General features: G+C 69.3%; 16 protein-coding genes. 5 read left to right on the top strand and 11 right to left on the bottom strand.

Annotated elements, in window-relative coordinates:
• Nucleotide 1: 1 nt before the first annotated feature.
• Both rplM and OM960_RS11835 read right to left on the bottom strand, forming a co-directional pair.
• Nucleotides 2-466, bottom strand: coding sequence for a 50S ribosomal protein L13 (rplM, locus tag OM960_RS11840; RefSeq protein WP_263336256.1), 465 nt, complete (start codon nucleotides 464-466; stop codon nucleotides 2-4).
• Between the two features lie 183 nt (nucleotides 467-649).
• Nucleotides 650-1072, bottom strand: coding sequence for a PaaI family thioesterase (locus OM960_RS11835; RefSeq protein ID WP_263336259.1), 423 nt, complete (start codon nucleotides 1070-1072; stop codon nucleotides 650-652).
• A 56-nt stretch (nucleotides 1073-1128) separates the two neighbouring features.
• Here OM960_RS11835 and OM960_RS11830 point away from each other — a divergent pair, with 56 nt between their 5' ends.
• Nucleotides 1129-1917 carry an enoyl-CoA hydratase gene (locus OM960_RS11830; RefSeq protein WP_264772084.1) on the top strand — a complete coding sequence of 263 codons (789 nt, stop codon included), beginning with the start codon at nucleotides 1129-1131 and terminating at the stop codon, nucleotides 1915-1917.
• A gap of 96 nt (nucleotides 1918-2013) precedes the next feature.
• Here the strand turns inward: OM960_RS11830 and OM960_RS11825 are convergent, their stop codons facing one another.
• Genes OM960_RS11825 through ctaA form a run of 3 tightly spaced genes read right to left on the bottom strand, consistent with a single transcriptional unit; the run spans nucleotide 2014 to nucleotide 5831 of the window.
• Entirely contained in the window at nucleotides 2014-3192 is a 1179-nt protein-coding gene (locus OM960_RS11825) for an MFS transporter (protein ID WP_264772083.1), read from the bottom strand.
• 3 nt (nucleotides 3193-3195) lie between these two features.
• A complete protein-coding gene (locus tag OM960_RS11820) occupies nucleotides 3196-4680 on the bottom strand; it encodes a carboxypeptidase M32 (RefSeq protein WP_264772082.1) in 1485 nt (494 codons plus the stop codon).
• Nucleotides 4677-5831, bottom strand: a complete 1155-nt coding sequence (gene ctaA, locus OM960_RS11815) for a heme A synthase (protein ID WP_264772081.1) — start codon at nucleotides 5829-5831, stop codon at nucleotides 4677-4679. The genes OM960_RS11820 and ctaA overlap by 4 nt, the downstream gene beginning before the upstream one ends.
• 305 nt (nucleotides 5832-6136) lie before the next feature.
• Here ctaA and OM960_RS11810 point away from each other — a divergent pair, with 305 nt between their 5' ends.
• A complete protein-coding gene (locus OM960_RS11810) occupies nucleotides 6137-6811 on the top strand; it encodes a hypothetical protein (RefSeq protein ID WP_264772080.1) in 675 nt (224 codons plus the stop codon).
• A gap of 39 nt (nucleotides 6812-6850) precedes the next feature.
• On the opposite strand, the gene OM960_RS11805 is transcribed toward OM960_RS11810, so the two are convergent.
• Nucleotides 6851-7588 carry an RNA methyltransferase gene (locus tag OM960_RS11805; RefSeq protein ID WP_264772079.1) on the bottom strand — a complete coding sequence of 246 codons (738 nt, stop codon included), beginning with the start codon at nucleotides 7586-7588 and terminating at the stop codon, nucleotides 6851-6853.
• 62 nt (nucleotides 7589-7650) lie between these two features.
• Here OM960_RS11805 and OM960_RS11800 point away from each other — a divergent pair, with 62 nt between their 5' ends.
• Together OM960_RS11800 and OM960_RS11795 are read left to right on the top strand one after the other, a co-directional pair.
• Complete coding sequence (locus OM960_RS11800; protein ID WP_264772078.1) at nucleotides 7651-7986, top strand: TfoX/Sxy family protein; 336 nt, start codon at nucleotides 7651-7653, stop codon at nucleotides 7984-7986.
• Nucleotides 7987-8041: 55 nt separating this feature from the next.
• A complete protein-coding gene (locus OM960_RS11795; RefSeq protein WP_264772077.1) occupies nucleotides 8042-8662 on the top strand; it encodes a thiamine phosphate synthase in 621 nt (206 codons plus the stop codon).
• Between the two features lie 10 nt (nucleotides 8663-8672).
• On the opposite strand, the gene olsA is transcribed toward OM960_RS11795, so the two are convergent.
• The 3 genes from olsA to OM960_RS11780 all read right to left on the bottom strand — a co-directional run bounded on the left by olsA (nucleotide 8673) and on the right by OM960_RS11780 (nucleotide 10611).
• Nucleotides 8673-9512: a lyso-ornithine lipid O-acyltransferase gene (gene olsA, locus OM960_RS11790; RefSeq protein WP_263336284.1), complete on the bottom strand. Its 840-nt coding sequence runs from the start codon at nucleotides 9510-9512 to the stop codon at nucleotides 8673-8675.
• Nucleotides 9509-10294: an L-ornithine N(alpha)-acyltransferase gene (gene olsB, locus OM960_RS11785; RefSeq protein WP_264772076.1), complete on the bottom strand. Its 786-nt coding sequence runs from the start codon at nucleotides 10292-10294 to the stop codon at nucleotides 9509-9511. Before olsB ends, olsA begins: the two co-directional genes overlap by 4 nt.
• Before the next feature lie 137 nt (nucleotides 10295-10431).
• Nucleotides 10432-10611, bottom strand: a complete 180-nt coding sequence (locus OM960_RS11780; RefSeq protein WP_263336288.1) for a DUF3553 domain-containing protein — start codon at nucleotides 10609-10611, stop codon at nucleotides 10432-10434.
• A 29-nt stretch (nucleotides 10612-10640) separates the two neighbouring features.
• On the opposite strand from OM960_RS11780, the gene OM960_RS11775 reads away from it, so the two are divergent.
• A complete protein-coding gene (locus OM960_RS11775) occupies nucleotides 10641-11237 on the top strand; it encodes a histidine phosphotransferase family protein (RefSeq protein ID WP_264772075.1) in 597 nt (198 codons plus the stop codon).
• Here OM960_RS11775 and OM960_RS11770 read toward each other — a convergent pair.
• Both OM960_RS11770 and OM960_RS11765 read right to left on the bottom strand, forming a co-directional pair.
• A complete protein-coding gene (locus tag OM960_RS11770; RefSeq protein WP_263336294.1) occupies nucleotides 11231-11593 on the bottom strand; it encodes a TraR/DksA family transcriptional regulator in 363 nt (120 codons plus the stop codon). The genes OM960_RS11775 and OM960_RS11770 overlap by 7 nt on opposite strands.
• Nucleotides 11590-12843 carry a glutamate-5-semialdehyde dehydrogenase gene (locus tag OM960_RS11765; RefSeq protein ID WP_264772104.1) on the bottom strand — a complete coding sequence of 418 codons (1254 nt, stop codon included), beginning with the start codon at nucleotides 12841-12843 and terminating at the stop codon, nucleotides 11590-11592. Before OM960_RS11765 ends, OM960_RS11770 begins: the two co-directional genes overlap by 4 nt.
• Between the last annotated feature and the right edge of the window lie 36 nt (nucleotides 12844-12879).

Raw genomic sequence — 12879 nt, 5'->3', positions numbered from 1 at the left:
CTCATGCGCTCCGGGTGTTCTTCGGGTTCATCGACTTGACGTCGAGGACTTCGGGGGCTTGCGCCTCATGCGGATGCTCGGCACCGGCGTAGACGCGCAGGTTCGACATCTGCTGCTTGCCGAGACGGTTGCGCGAGATCATGCGCTCCACCGCCTTGATCACGACGCGCTCGGGATGGGCGCCATCGAGCACCTGGCCCGCGGTGCGGAACTTGATCCCGCCCGGGTGGCCGGTGTGCCAGTAGTAACGCTTGTCGGCACGCTTGTTGCCGGTCATCTGCACCTTGTCGGCATTGATGACGATCACGTTGTCGCCCATGTCCATGTGCGGCGTGAAGGTTGCCTTGTGCTTGCCACGCAGGCGCATGGCGACGATCGTGGCGAGGCGGCCCAGAACGACGCCCTCGGCGTCGATCAGGATCCACTTCTTCTCGATCTCCGCCGGTTTCGCGGTATAGGTTTTCATTGTCAGCCCTTCGAGTTCGGGATCGAAAGGACGCCTCACGGGCGCCCGGAATTCAGATGGGGGCTTTTCCGCAATTCGCTTGCCGCCGTCAAGAGGGCGTTTGCGTATTTAAGCACACGTTTTCAATGGCTTACAAAATAGGTATTAAAATACCCCAATTTTCCACCGCCCGCCCCGCCAGAGTCAGCGCCGCGGCGGTATCGAATAGGTCATCGAGGCCCGGGCAACCGGCTCTTCCTGGCCGTCCGAGCGGATCAGCACGTCGCCGACCGCGAGCACGCGGCCGAGCTTCAGGAGCCGCGCCGTGCCGATCAGGTCGGCGCCGGCGACCGGCTTCCTGAGGAAATCGACGCCGCCGTTCGTCGTCACCGCAAGCGCCACCGGCCCGATCCGCGCGAGGATCGCGAGATAGACCGCCACGTCGGCAAGCCCGAAGATCGAGGGGCCGGAGACGGTGCCGCCCGGCCTCAGGTGGCGGTCGGTGACCTTGAGCCGCACCACGATCCCGTCCTCGGTCAGCCGCTCGATCCGGAAGTCGGACTCGACCTGGGGAAACTCCCGCACCAGAAATGCGGCCAGATCGGCCTCGTTCATCACCGTCGCCATCTTCCCTCTCCTCCCGCGTCCCCCTAGACTTCGCCAAACCGGCGAGGAATGACAAGATGAGCGACCCGATCCTTCTGCGCGACGACCACGGCGGCATCGCCACGCTGACGCTGAACGCGCCGGCGAGCCTCAACGCGCTCTCGGACGCGATGCTCGCGGCGCTGAAGGCCGAGTTTGCCCGCCTAGCCGGGGATGGCACGATCCGCGCGATCGTCCTCAAGGGCGCGGGCAAGGCGTTCTGCGCTGGCCACGACCTCAAGGAGATGCAGGCCGGGCGGCAGTCCCCCGACAGGGGCCGCGCCTATTTCGCCGATCTCTTCGCCCGCTGCGCCGAGGTGATGCAGTTGATCCCCGCTCTGCCCCAGCCGGTCATCGCCGAGGTCCAGGGCATCGCCACCGCCGCCGGCTGCCAACTGGTCGCGACCTGCGACATGGCGGTTGCAGCCGAAGGCACCCGCTTCGGTGTGAACGGGGTCAACATCGGGCTCTTCTGCTCGACCCCGATGGTGGCACTGTCGCGAAACGTGCCGCGCAAGGTCGCCTTCGAGATGCTGACAACGGGCCAGTTCATCGACGCCACCCGCGCCGCCGAGGTCGGTCTCGTCAACCGGGTCGTGCCGGCCGAGGCGCTCGGCGCCGAGACCCGCGCACTCGCCGAGACGGTGGCGCAGAAACTCACCGCCGCCGTGAAGATCGGCAAACGCGCCTTCTACGACCAGATCGAAATGACCCGCGCCGCCGCCTATGACCACGCCGCCGCCGTCATGGTCGAGAACATGCTCTGGCGCGACACCGAGGAGGGGATCAGCGCCTTCCTCGAAAAGCGCCGGCCCGACTGGTCCTGACCCTCATCTTCTTTTCCCAAGTATCCCGGGGGTGAATGCGGCGCAGCCGCAGAGGGGGCAGCGCCCCCTCTGCCGCCCTCGGCAAGCGCCGGAGGCTCAGATCCCGCGCGTCCTGAGCCACAAGGCCAGCGCGACGGCGCCGAGCGCGAGGAGCAGCGTGACCGAGAGCAGGAGCGTCACGCCCCCCGCCCCGATCAGCAAAGCCCCGAGGAACGGCGCCGCCGCCCCGGCAGTCAGCGGCGCGATCGCCAGCGCGCCACTCAGCGCGCCGAAGTTCTCGTAACCCAAGGCCTCCGCGGTCAGGAGCGGCCGGAGGATCGAGGCGATGCCGATCGACGATCCCTGGCAGACCGCGTAGAGGAACAGAAGCCACGCCTCGCCGGAGGCAACAAGCAGCGCCACGCTCGCGGCGCACATGACGAGCGCGATCGCCCGCGCCGCCGCCCCGGCATGGATCCGCGCCCCGCCAAGCATCAACGCGACCCGCCCCGCGACCTGCATCGGTCCGACCGAGGAGGCCACGAGCACCGCAAGGCCGGGGGCCGCTCCGCGGTCGGTCAGGACCGGCAGCGCGAAGGTGAAGAGCATCGTGTGATTGCCCATCATCAGCCCGAAGAGCCCGGCGAGCGCCCAGAACTCCGGCCGACGCAAAGCCGCCCGGATCGCGCCCTTCGGCGTCTCGACAAGGGGCGCCCCGCGCCGTTCGCCACGCCGGAGCAGCGCCACCCCGGCGACATTCGCCGGCACCGTGATCAGCACCTGCAGGATCGCGAAGGTAACAAGCGCCCCGCGCCAGCCAAACTCGGCGCCCGACCAGGCCCCGATCGGGAACGCGAGCGTCGAGGCGAAGCCCGCGACCAGCGTCACCCGGATGATCGCCGGCCGGGCGTCGCGGCCGAGCCGCCGGGTCAGGAAGGAAAAGCAGGTCTCGTAAAGGCTCGCCGCCTGCGCCGCGCCGATCACCACCCAGAGACCGAGCCAGAGGCCGAGATGGGTCACCTGCGACAGCGCGATGAGGCAGGCCGCGCCCAGGGCCGCCGCGCCGCCGAGGAGAAGCCCGCCAAGCCCGCGATCGACGAGCCGCCCTGAATACGGCGCGAGCAGCGCCTGGGTCAGGAGCGCCAGCGTCGGCCCGAGCGACAGCTCCGCCCGGCTCCAGCCGCTGCCGGATTCGAGCGCGAGCAGGATCGCGCCGAAGACATAGACGAGCGAGGCGAACCCGAGCGTCTGGCCGATCGCGAGCAGCCAGACGCCGAGACGCTCCGCCCGCGCCATCGGTCAGAGCCCGTAGATGGCGCGGAACTTCGCCTCGAGATAGTCGAGAAGCGGTTCCTCCGAGGGCGCGGCACCACAGGCCCGCTCGATCACCTCGGCCGGGCGGTAAAGCCCGCCGTGACGCTGCACCTTCTCGCGAAGCCAACCGGTCGCGGGCCGCGCGTCGCCGGAGCCGAGCGCGGTATCGAGATCCGACAGATCCGCCCGCAAGGCGGCATGGAGGCAGCCCGCATAGACATTGCCGAGCGTATAGGTCGGGAAGTAGCCGAAAAGCCCCACCGACCAGTGCACGTCCTGCAGCACCCCGTGCGCCGGGCGATCCACCGCCACACCGAAATCCCTCGCGAAGCGGGTATTCCAGGCATCCTCGAGATCGGCGACCTCTAGCCCGCCGCCGAACAGCGCGCGTTCGAGATCGAAGCGCATCATGATGTGGAGGTTGTAATGCACCTCGTCCGCCTCGGTGCGGATGAAGCCGGCCGAAACCCGGTTCACGGTGCGGTAGAACTCCTCGGCCGAGCCGATGCTGAGCCCGCCGAAGACCGCGTGCATCTGGCCGTGAAGCCAGCCGGTGAAGGCGCGGCTGCGGCCGAGCTGGTTCTCGTAGATCCGGCTCTGGCTCTCGTGCACGCCCATCGAGACGCCCTGACCCAGCGGCGTGAGGAAATGCGCGGCATCGATGCCAAGCTCGTAGGTCGCGTGGCCGACCTCGTGGATCGTAGAGTAGAAGCAGTTGAAGGGGTCGGTCTCCACGACCCGCGTGGTGATCCGCGCATCGTTGCCCGACCCCGAGGAGAAGGGATGCACCGCGAGGTCGAGCCGTCCACGGCTCCAGTCGTAGCCGAAGGCCGTGGCGAGATCGCGGGCAAGCCCGATCTGGCGCGCCTCGGCGAACTGCCCGGTCAGCGGCGCGGGCGGGTTCGCCGCGCCGAGAACCGCCTCGCGCAGGGCCACGAGCCGCGGCCGCATCCGGTCGAACATCGCGGCGATGCTCTCGGCGGTCGCCTCCGGCTCGTAATCGTCGAGAAGCGCGTCATAGGCATCCCCGCCGCCGAACCCGGCAGCGGCCAGCGCCTGCCCCTTCTCGCGCGACAGCGCCACGACCTTTTCCAGCGTCGGCAGGAAATGCGCGACATCGTCCCGCGCCCGCGCCTCGGCCCAGATGCCCTGCGCGAGGCTCGTGACGCGCGCGAATTCCGAAGCGAGCCGCGCGGGGACCGCGGCATTGCGCCGGTAGGCGCGGTCGATGAGCTCGAGCGCCCGTGCGCCGGCCGGATCCGGCGCCTCGGCCGCGTCGAGCCAGTCGCCCACGCGCGGATCGGTGCGGCGGGCATGGAGCACGCCCTCGATCGCGGCCATCTCCTCGCCGCGCTGCTCGGCAGCACCCTCGGGCATCACCGTCTCCTGGTCCCAGCCCAGCCGGCCGGCGATCTGCGCCAGCGCCTCGGTCTCGCGCTGGAAGGCCATGAGAGCGGCGAAGGCGGTCATTTGCGGCCCCTTATGGTTGCGACGATCGGGTACTGCGCCCGGTGACGGGCGCGCAGGATCAGCACCCAGAGCACGACCGCGCCCAACTGGTGCACGAGTCCGAGAGCCAGCGGCGCGGCATGGAGCACCGTGACGATGCCGAGGACGAGCTGCCCGAAGAGCATCGCCGCCATCCAGTCGAACGCGGTCCGCGTCGCCGGATGCGCCGAGCCGCGCGCACGCCACCAGGCAAAGAGCCCGAAGGCAAACATAAGATAGCCCGCCATGCGGTGGGTGAACTGCACCAGCCCTGGATTCTCGAAGAATGCCAGCACCACCGGCCCGCCGTCGGGAAGATAGAAGGCATCGGCGGGAAAGAAGCTCTCGCCCATCAGCGGCCAGGTCGGGAAGGCACGGCCCGCGTCGATCCCGGCGACAAGCGCGCCGAGAAGGATCTGCAGGAAGGCGAAATGCATCACCCCGGTCGAGAGCGCGAAAAGCTTTGCCTCGCGCGACCGTCGCGCCTGCAGAAGCTCGGAATCGCGCCGGGCGAGCGACAGGATGTACCAGGCGATGAGGCCGAGGATCACGAAGGCGATGCCGAGATGGATCGCGAGCCTGTAGGAGGCGACATCGACCATCCGGCCGGTCAGCCCCGAGGCCACCATCCACCAGCCGATCGCGCCCTGCAGCCCGCCAAGCGCCCCGAGCCCCAGAAGCCGCCCGGTCCAGCCGGCGGGCAGCCGCTTCGTCGCCCAGAAGAACACGAAGCCCGCCGCCCAGACGAGGCCGATGACCCGGCCAAGCTGGCGATGCCCCCATTCCCACCAGTAGATCGTCTTGAAGGCGGCAAGATCCATCAGCCGGTTCTGGATCTGGAATTCCGGGCTTTCCTGGTATTTCTCGAACTCGGCCTGCCATGCGGCCTCGTCCATCGGCGGCAGCGCGCCGGTGATCGGGCGCCACTCGGTGATCGAGAGCCCGCTGTCGGTGAGCCGCGTCAGCCCGCCCACCGCGATCATTGCCACCACGAGCGCGAAGAGCACCGCGAGCCAGACCCGGATCGCCCCCCGCGCGCCGCCGCGGCCCTTGTCGATCATGCCGCCCTGCGGGCCTTCCGCGGGTTTCGCCCCCTGCCCGACGTCCTCGAAGATGCTGCGTTTGCCGGCCATGGCCCCCTCCGTTCAACGCGCGGGACACTAGGCGTCGGCCGAACGAGCTTCAAGTGCCCGTGAACGCCACCCGCACCCATACCAATGGCTTATACCGAAGGGAATTGTCTTAAAGGGCTCGCTGTGGACTAGTAGGAGTTCGCCCCCAACCGCGACGCGGCACCAGACCTGCGACCAACAGGAGACATACTATGAAGAAATGGTCCATTCTTCTCACCACCCTTGTAGTTGCCGGCGGACCTGCACAGGCAGAGTGGGGCTTTAGCGGCGCCCCGACGCCGAACGCTTTCGTGCAATCGGGGGATATGACGGTCGAATTGCAGTGCGACCGCATCCGGTTTGCCCCCGCGGCTTACGAGGACGCCCAGGACATCGTCGCCAAGCAGGGCCTGTCGATCAGGTTCATGAAGAACGGCTCGACCGAGGCCGGCGCCTTCCAGGTGGGCTCGGACAACGCCTCCGTCGGCATCGTCGACAACTTCCCGGTCGAGATCGTCTTTCTTGATGCCGCGGACCATTCCTTCGTCCTCGACGGGATCGCCCGAAACGCGGTGCTGAACCTGTCGATGATCGACCGGGAGGTCACCTACGGCCTCTTCGACCTCAAGGGATCGGGTGCCGCGGTCCGCGCGTTGCGGGCAGCCTGCGGTTCCGGGGCGGCGCCGACCTCCTCTGCCTCAACGGAATCGGCTTCGATGGAAGCACCCGAAGGCATCGTCTATTGCGGTGGCGGTGGCATCACGCGGCAGATTGAATACGCGATCCTCGCGCAGCGCGACGGTGAATGGGATGCCATCGTCACCGTGAATGGTGAGAGCCAAAGAGCGATGACCGCGTACAGCTACTTCGGCAACAGCCCCGTACCGAAGGGTTTTCAGGTTGCGCTGCTGCTCGAGGATCGCGGCGAGATGCTGGTGTTCAGCGACGCCGGCGAGAACTGGCTCGAATACGGCGACTACACCTACCACCAGTGCAACTAGCCCCGGCGCGGCAACGCCCGGAACGATCGGTCTGTGCCCCTACCGATCCCGCCGACGGACGATCTGCCGCAGCATCCCGTGCAGCGTCTGGACATCGGCCCGCGTCAGCGGCATCCGGCTCCAGAGGTTGCGCAGGTTGAGCTTCATCCCCTCGGCCTTCTGCGCCGGGAAGAAGAACCCTGCCTCCTCCAGCCGCTCCTCGTAGTGGTCGCCGAGGCGCTCAACCTCGATCGCCGGCGCCAGCTCGGTCCCGGCGAGTGCCAGCACTTCCGGCGCCGTCGCGTCCCCCTGTCGCCGCCACTCATAGGCGCAGAGCAGCACGGCCTGGCCGAGATTGAGCGAGGCGAAGTCCGGATTGACCGGCACCGAGATGATCGCGTTGGCGCGCGAGACATCCTCGTTCTCGAGCCCGGCGCGTTCGGGGCCGAACAAGACGGCGACCTTCTGCCCCGCGGCGATCAGCGCGCGGGCATGCTCCATCGCGCGTTCGGGCGTCATCACCGGCTTCGTCAGGTCGCGGTTCCGCGCGGTGGTGGCGAAGACATAGGCGCAGTCCCCGATCGCCTCGGGCAGGGTCTCGAACACCCCGGCATGGTCGAGGACCCGCCCCGCCGCACCCGAGGCCATCGCCACGGCGCGCGGGTTGGGCCAGCCGTCGCGCGGATCGACGAGCCGCATGTGCGAGAGCCCGAAGTTCAGCATCGCCCGCGCCGCGGCGCCGATGTTCTCGCCCATCTGGGGGCGCACGAGGATGAAGGCGGGCTGAAGCTCTGACATGGCATATCCGTGGGTTTCGCGGCCTGATACGATGGACCGACCCATATCGCAAGGAGGCGGCGATGGCGTTTGACGAAGGCTTGGCACAGCTCATGCGCGACGATCTGGCCGGCGAGCGGGTGACGGAGCGGAAGATGTTCGGCGGGCTCGCCTTCCTGCTGGACGGCCACATGGTCTGCGGCGTCCACGGGGGCGGCGCGATGTTCCGGGTCGGCAAGGCGAACGAGGCCGCGGCCCTCGCGGTGCCGGGTGCGGCGCCCATGGACTTCACGGGCCGCAAGATGGGCGGCATGATCGACCTCTCGGACGAGGCGGCGGCCGACGACGCCCGCCGCGGCCGGCTGATGACGCTTGCGCTCGCCTTCGCGAAATCGCTGCCGCCGAAAGAGCCCCGGTAGCCAAGCCGGGATTTCTGCGCTAAGGCCCATCCGACCAGAGACACCGGAGCCGGACATGGCCAGCGAAGACCGCCCGCAGATCTACCTCATCACGCCCCCCGACTTCGTGCTCGAGACCTACCCCGACCAGCTCGCGCGGGTGCTCGATGCGACCGAGATCGCCTGCCTGCGCCTTGCCCTCGCGGGCTCCGACGCCGACCGGATCGGCCGCGCTGCCGACGCCGCCCGGCTCGTCGCGCACGAGCGCGACGTGGCGGTCGTGATCGACAACCACCTGCAGATCGCCGAGCGTCACGGCCTCGACGGCGTCCATCTCACCGACGGTGCGCGGCTGGTGCGCGAGGCGCGCAAGGCGCTCGGGGCGGATGCAATCGTCGGCGCCTTCTGCGGCGCCTCGCGGCATGACGGCATGTCGGCGGGCGAGGCCGGCGCCGACTACGTCGCCTTCGGCCCGGTGGGCGAGACGGCGCTCGGCACCGGCGCGCGGGCCGAGCCCGACCTCTTCGACTGGTGGACCGAGATGATCGAGGTGCCGGTCGTCGCCGAGGGCGGCCTTACGCCGGAGCTCGTCGCGGCCCTCGCCCCGGTCACCGACTTCCTCGGCATCGGCGCCGAGATCTGGTCCGACGCCGACCCGGTGGCGGCGCTCAAGCGGCTCCTCGCCCCCATCGCCTGACGGCGGCGCCTCAGCTGCCGTAGTCGGTGCCGAGCGCGGTCTTGATCCGCGCCCGGACTTCCTCCTCGCAATGCCGCGCGAGGTCCTTGCGCGAGGCGAAGGCATCGACGCGCACTGGGGGATGGAACACCACCTCGACCGAGCCTTGCCGGGGCTGCGCCAGCGTCTTCAGGAGATGCGGCGCGAAGGCCATGTCACCCCACCAGCCATAGAAGCGCGGGCTCTGTCCCTCGGGCGCCCGGTAGAGGACACTGACCGGCTGGATCCGCATCTCGTGTTCGAGCCCGTGATCGTGGAACGCCGCGAAGAGCGTCGACTTGAACGGCAGCACCCGGCGGCCATCGGTCGAGGTGCCTTCAGGGAAGAACAGAAGCCGGTGACCGGCGCGGATCCGGTCGGCGAAGAGCTCCTGCTGGGCCTTGGCCGCGCGCGGATCGCGGGCGATGAAGGCGGTCCCCGTCGCCCGCGCGAGCCAGCCGATCCCCGGCCAGCCCGCCACCTCCGACTTGGAGACGAAGTAGACGCACTGGCAGGCATTCAGCGTGAAGATGTCGAGCCAGGAGGCATGGTTGGCGACGATCGCGCCATGATCCCGCATCGGCGTGCCCTCGACCCGGAACCTGAGCCCGATGATCCCGAGCGCCGCGCGGCAGACCATGCGCGTGACATGGGGCGAGACCGGACGGTCCTGCCCGGCGAAGGGCCGCTCCACCAGCCGGATCGCGAGGAGGAGCGCGAGCCCGCCGTAGGTCACGACGCCGAGCACCCCGCCGCGCAGGGTCGCGAGCGCGATCCCGACCGGGCCGACGCGCATCCGGTCGCCCGGCGCCTCGGCGCGCCAGGTGGTCACGCCCGCGCCTCGTGCTTGCGGGTGTAGAACCCCTTGTGGCGGTCGCTCATCGCGGCGGTGTCCATCAGGAGCAAGACATCGGTCGTGTTGAACTCGCGGTCGATGAACGCGCCCTCGCCGACGAAGCCGCCGAGCCGGAGATAGGCCTTGATCAGCGCCGGCATCTCGACCATCGCCGCACGCCGGTCGAGTGCGTCGCGGGCGACGAGATCCATGCGCTGGAAGTGCTCCGGCAGGGCGCGGACGCGCAAGGCCTCGGGCGCGAGATGGTGGTGGTGGAGCCAAGACAGCGGCATCCGCAGCGCCTCGACATCGGTGCCGTGGAAGCTCGCGACCCCGAACAGCACCTCGATCCCGTGCTCGAGCACATAATCGGCGAGCGCGTTCCATAGGAGGAACATCGCGGTGCCGCCTCGATACTCGGCATCGACGCAGGATCGGCCAAGTTCCAGCAGCCGCCGGCCCGAGGAGCGGAGCCGCGCAAGGTCGTACTCGCTGTCGCAATAGAAGCGGCCGAACGCCTCCGCCTGGTCGCCGCGCAGGAGCCGGTAGACCCCCACGACATGATCGAGCGCGGCCGCATCCCGGCGGCGGTCGACGAGGATCAGGTGATCGTTGACCGGGTCGAAGGCATCGCGCTCGAACCTTCCCTCGTGGTCGACGAGCGGCCCGTCGCCGCCAAGCTCCTCGACGAAGACCCGGTAGCGCAGACGCTGCGCGGCCAGAAAGTCGGTCTCTCCGGCGGCAAGGCGGACCTGGAAGTGCGTGGTGTCGGGGATCATCGCAGGCGCCCGGATATTGCGTCCCAAGGAATGGCGGAGGTTTTAGGCGGCGCCCCGGCCATTTGCAACAGAAGGCCGATGCGACCCCGCGTTGACACCCTCATAGGTTGTGATACCGTGCCATTGACAGCCGGAAGTTAATCATCGGGGTCCATGACCAGTACGAGTTCCACCCGCGTCCCGTCGATCACGACCTTGCCGGCGTGTTCGAAATTCACCGTGATCTTCAGGCCGATGCGCGACTGCACCTGGCCGAGCCCCCAGTCCTCATGGACCGGATGGCGCACCAGCATTCCCGGCTCCAGCACTTCGTTCACGATCCGCCCTCCAGCCCAAGGAGTCCCCGATGGCATTTGACAATCCCGACCTGACGGCCCTTCTCGGATCGCGCATCTGCCACGACCTTATCAGCCCTTTGGGAGCGATCGGCAACGGGGTCGAGTTGCTGATGATGTCGGGCGATGCCGCCGGCCCCGAGATCGCGCTGATCTCCGAGAGCGTGTCGAACGCCACCGCGCGGATCCGCTTCTTCCGCATCGCCTACGGCATCGCACCGCCCGGCCAGAGCGTGGCGCGGGGCGAGGTCCGTTCGATCCTCGACGACATGACCCGCGGCGGGCGGCTCTCCATCGACTGGCGCGTCTCCGGCGATGCGCCGCGGCCCGAGACCAAGCTCGCCTTCCTCGTGCTGCAGTGCCTCGAGACCGCCCTGCCCTTCGGCGGACGGATCACGGTCACGGCCGATGACGGCGGCTGGCGGATCGAGGCGCAGGCGGAGAAGATGAAGATCGACGACGCGCTCTGGGCGCGGCTCGACGGCGCGGCGCCGGGCCCCGTCTCCCCCGCCCATGTCCAGTTCGCGCTCCTGCCGGAAGAGGCCGCCCGGCTCGGCCGATGCCTGCGCGTGAGCCGCGCCGAGGGCCGGATCGCGCTCGGCTACTGACGCGCCTCTCCGGCGCAGACGACGCAAGTCATCGCCGCCGGGTCGATGTCGAGCCGGCCCGCGCCGATGAAATCGCCGCAGCGGGCGCACCAGCCGAACTCGCCCGCGCCGATCCGCCTAAGTGCTGCCTCGAGCGCCAGCCGTCGCTGCCCGCGCCGCGCCTCGAGCGCCGCCGCCATCGCCTGGCCCTGCAACGCGTCCATCCGGCTCAGCCGCCCGACGCTCTGCTGGTCGAGCGTGACCGGCGCACGATCCCCGCTCGTCGCCTCGCTCGCGGCGTCGAGCTCGGCCAGCTCGGTCTCGATCCGAGACCGGTAGCGGGCGGCAAGCTCGGCGTCGGTCGGCTCCGCGGTCACGTGCGCACGGTGCCGTCGCCGGTGACGAGATACTTGAACGAGGTGAGCTGCTCGGCGCCGACCGGGCCGCGGGCATGCATCTTGCCGGTGGCGATGCCGATCTCCGCGCCCATGCCGAACTCGCCGCCATCGGCGAACTGGGTCGAGGCGTTCCGCATCAGGATCGCGCTGTCGAGCCGGGTGAAGAACCGCTCGGCCGCCGCGTCACTCTCGGTGATGATCGCCTCGGTGTGGGAGGAGCCGTAGCGGCGGATATGGGCGATCGCCGCGTCAACGTCATCCACGACCCTGGCCGCGATGATCATGTCGAGAAACTCGCGGCCGAAATCCTCCGCCGACGCCGGCCTGCTGCCCCGCAGCCCCTCGGCCCGGACCTCGACCCCCGCCGCCATCAGCGCATCGACGATCCCCTGCCCGAGCGTCGCGGCGACGTCGCGATGGACAAGCAGGCATTCCGCCGCGCCGCAGATCCCGGTGCGCCGGGTCTTGGCGTTCAGCACGACCTTCATCGCCTTCTCCGGGTCGGCGTCCTTGTCGACATAGACATGGCAGATGCCCTCGAGATGGGCAAAGACCGGCACCCGCGCCTCCTTCTGCACGAGACCGACGAGCCCCTTGCCGCCCCGCGGCACAATCACGTCGATGAACTCGACCGCCCTGAGCATCTCCGCCACCGCCGCCCGGTCACGGGTCGGCACGAGCTGGATCGCCGCCTCTGGCAGGCCCGCCGCCTTCAGCCCCGCCACGAGACAGGCATGGATCGCGCGGGAGGAATGGAAGCTTTCCGACCCGCCGCGCAGGATCACCGCGTTGCCGGACTTGAGGCAAAGCGCGCCGGCATCGGCGGTGACGTTCGGCCGGCTCTCGTAGATCACGCCGACGACGCCGAGCGGCGTCCGCACCCGGCGGATGTGAAGCCCCGAGGGCATGTCCCACTCCGCGACCACCGCGCCCACGGGATCGGCCTGCGCCGCGACCGAGCGCAGACCCGCCACGATGCTGCCGATCCGCGCCTCGTCGAGCATCAGCCGGTCCATCATCGCCGGGCTGAGGCCCTTGTCACGGCCGAAGGCCAGGTCCTCGGCATTCGCCGCGATGATCGCCTCGCGCCCCGTCCAGACCGCGTCCGCCGCCGCCTCGAGTGCGGCGCGCTTCGCCTCGGGCGCCGCGAAGGCAAGCTCCGCCGCCGCCGCCCGCGCCGCCCGGCCGATCCCGGCCATCAGCGCCGCCATGTCGGAGATCTCCTGCATCTTCATCTTGCCCCCAATATCCCTGCCGGAGGCCGC

This window comes from Defluviimonas salinarum (genome assembly GCF_026013545.1).
Classification (GTDB): Bacteria; Pseudomonadota; Alphaproteobacteria; order Rhodobacterales; family Rhodobacteraceae; genus Albidovulum; species Albidovulum salinarum.
This window is presented reverse-complemented; position numbering and strand designations above follow the sequence as displayed.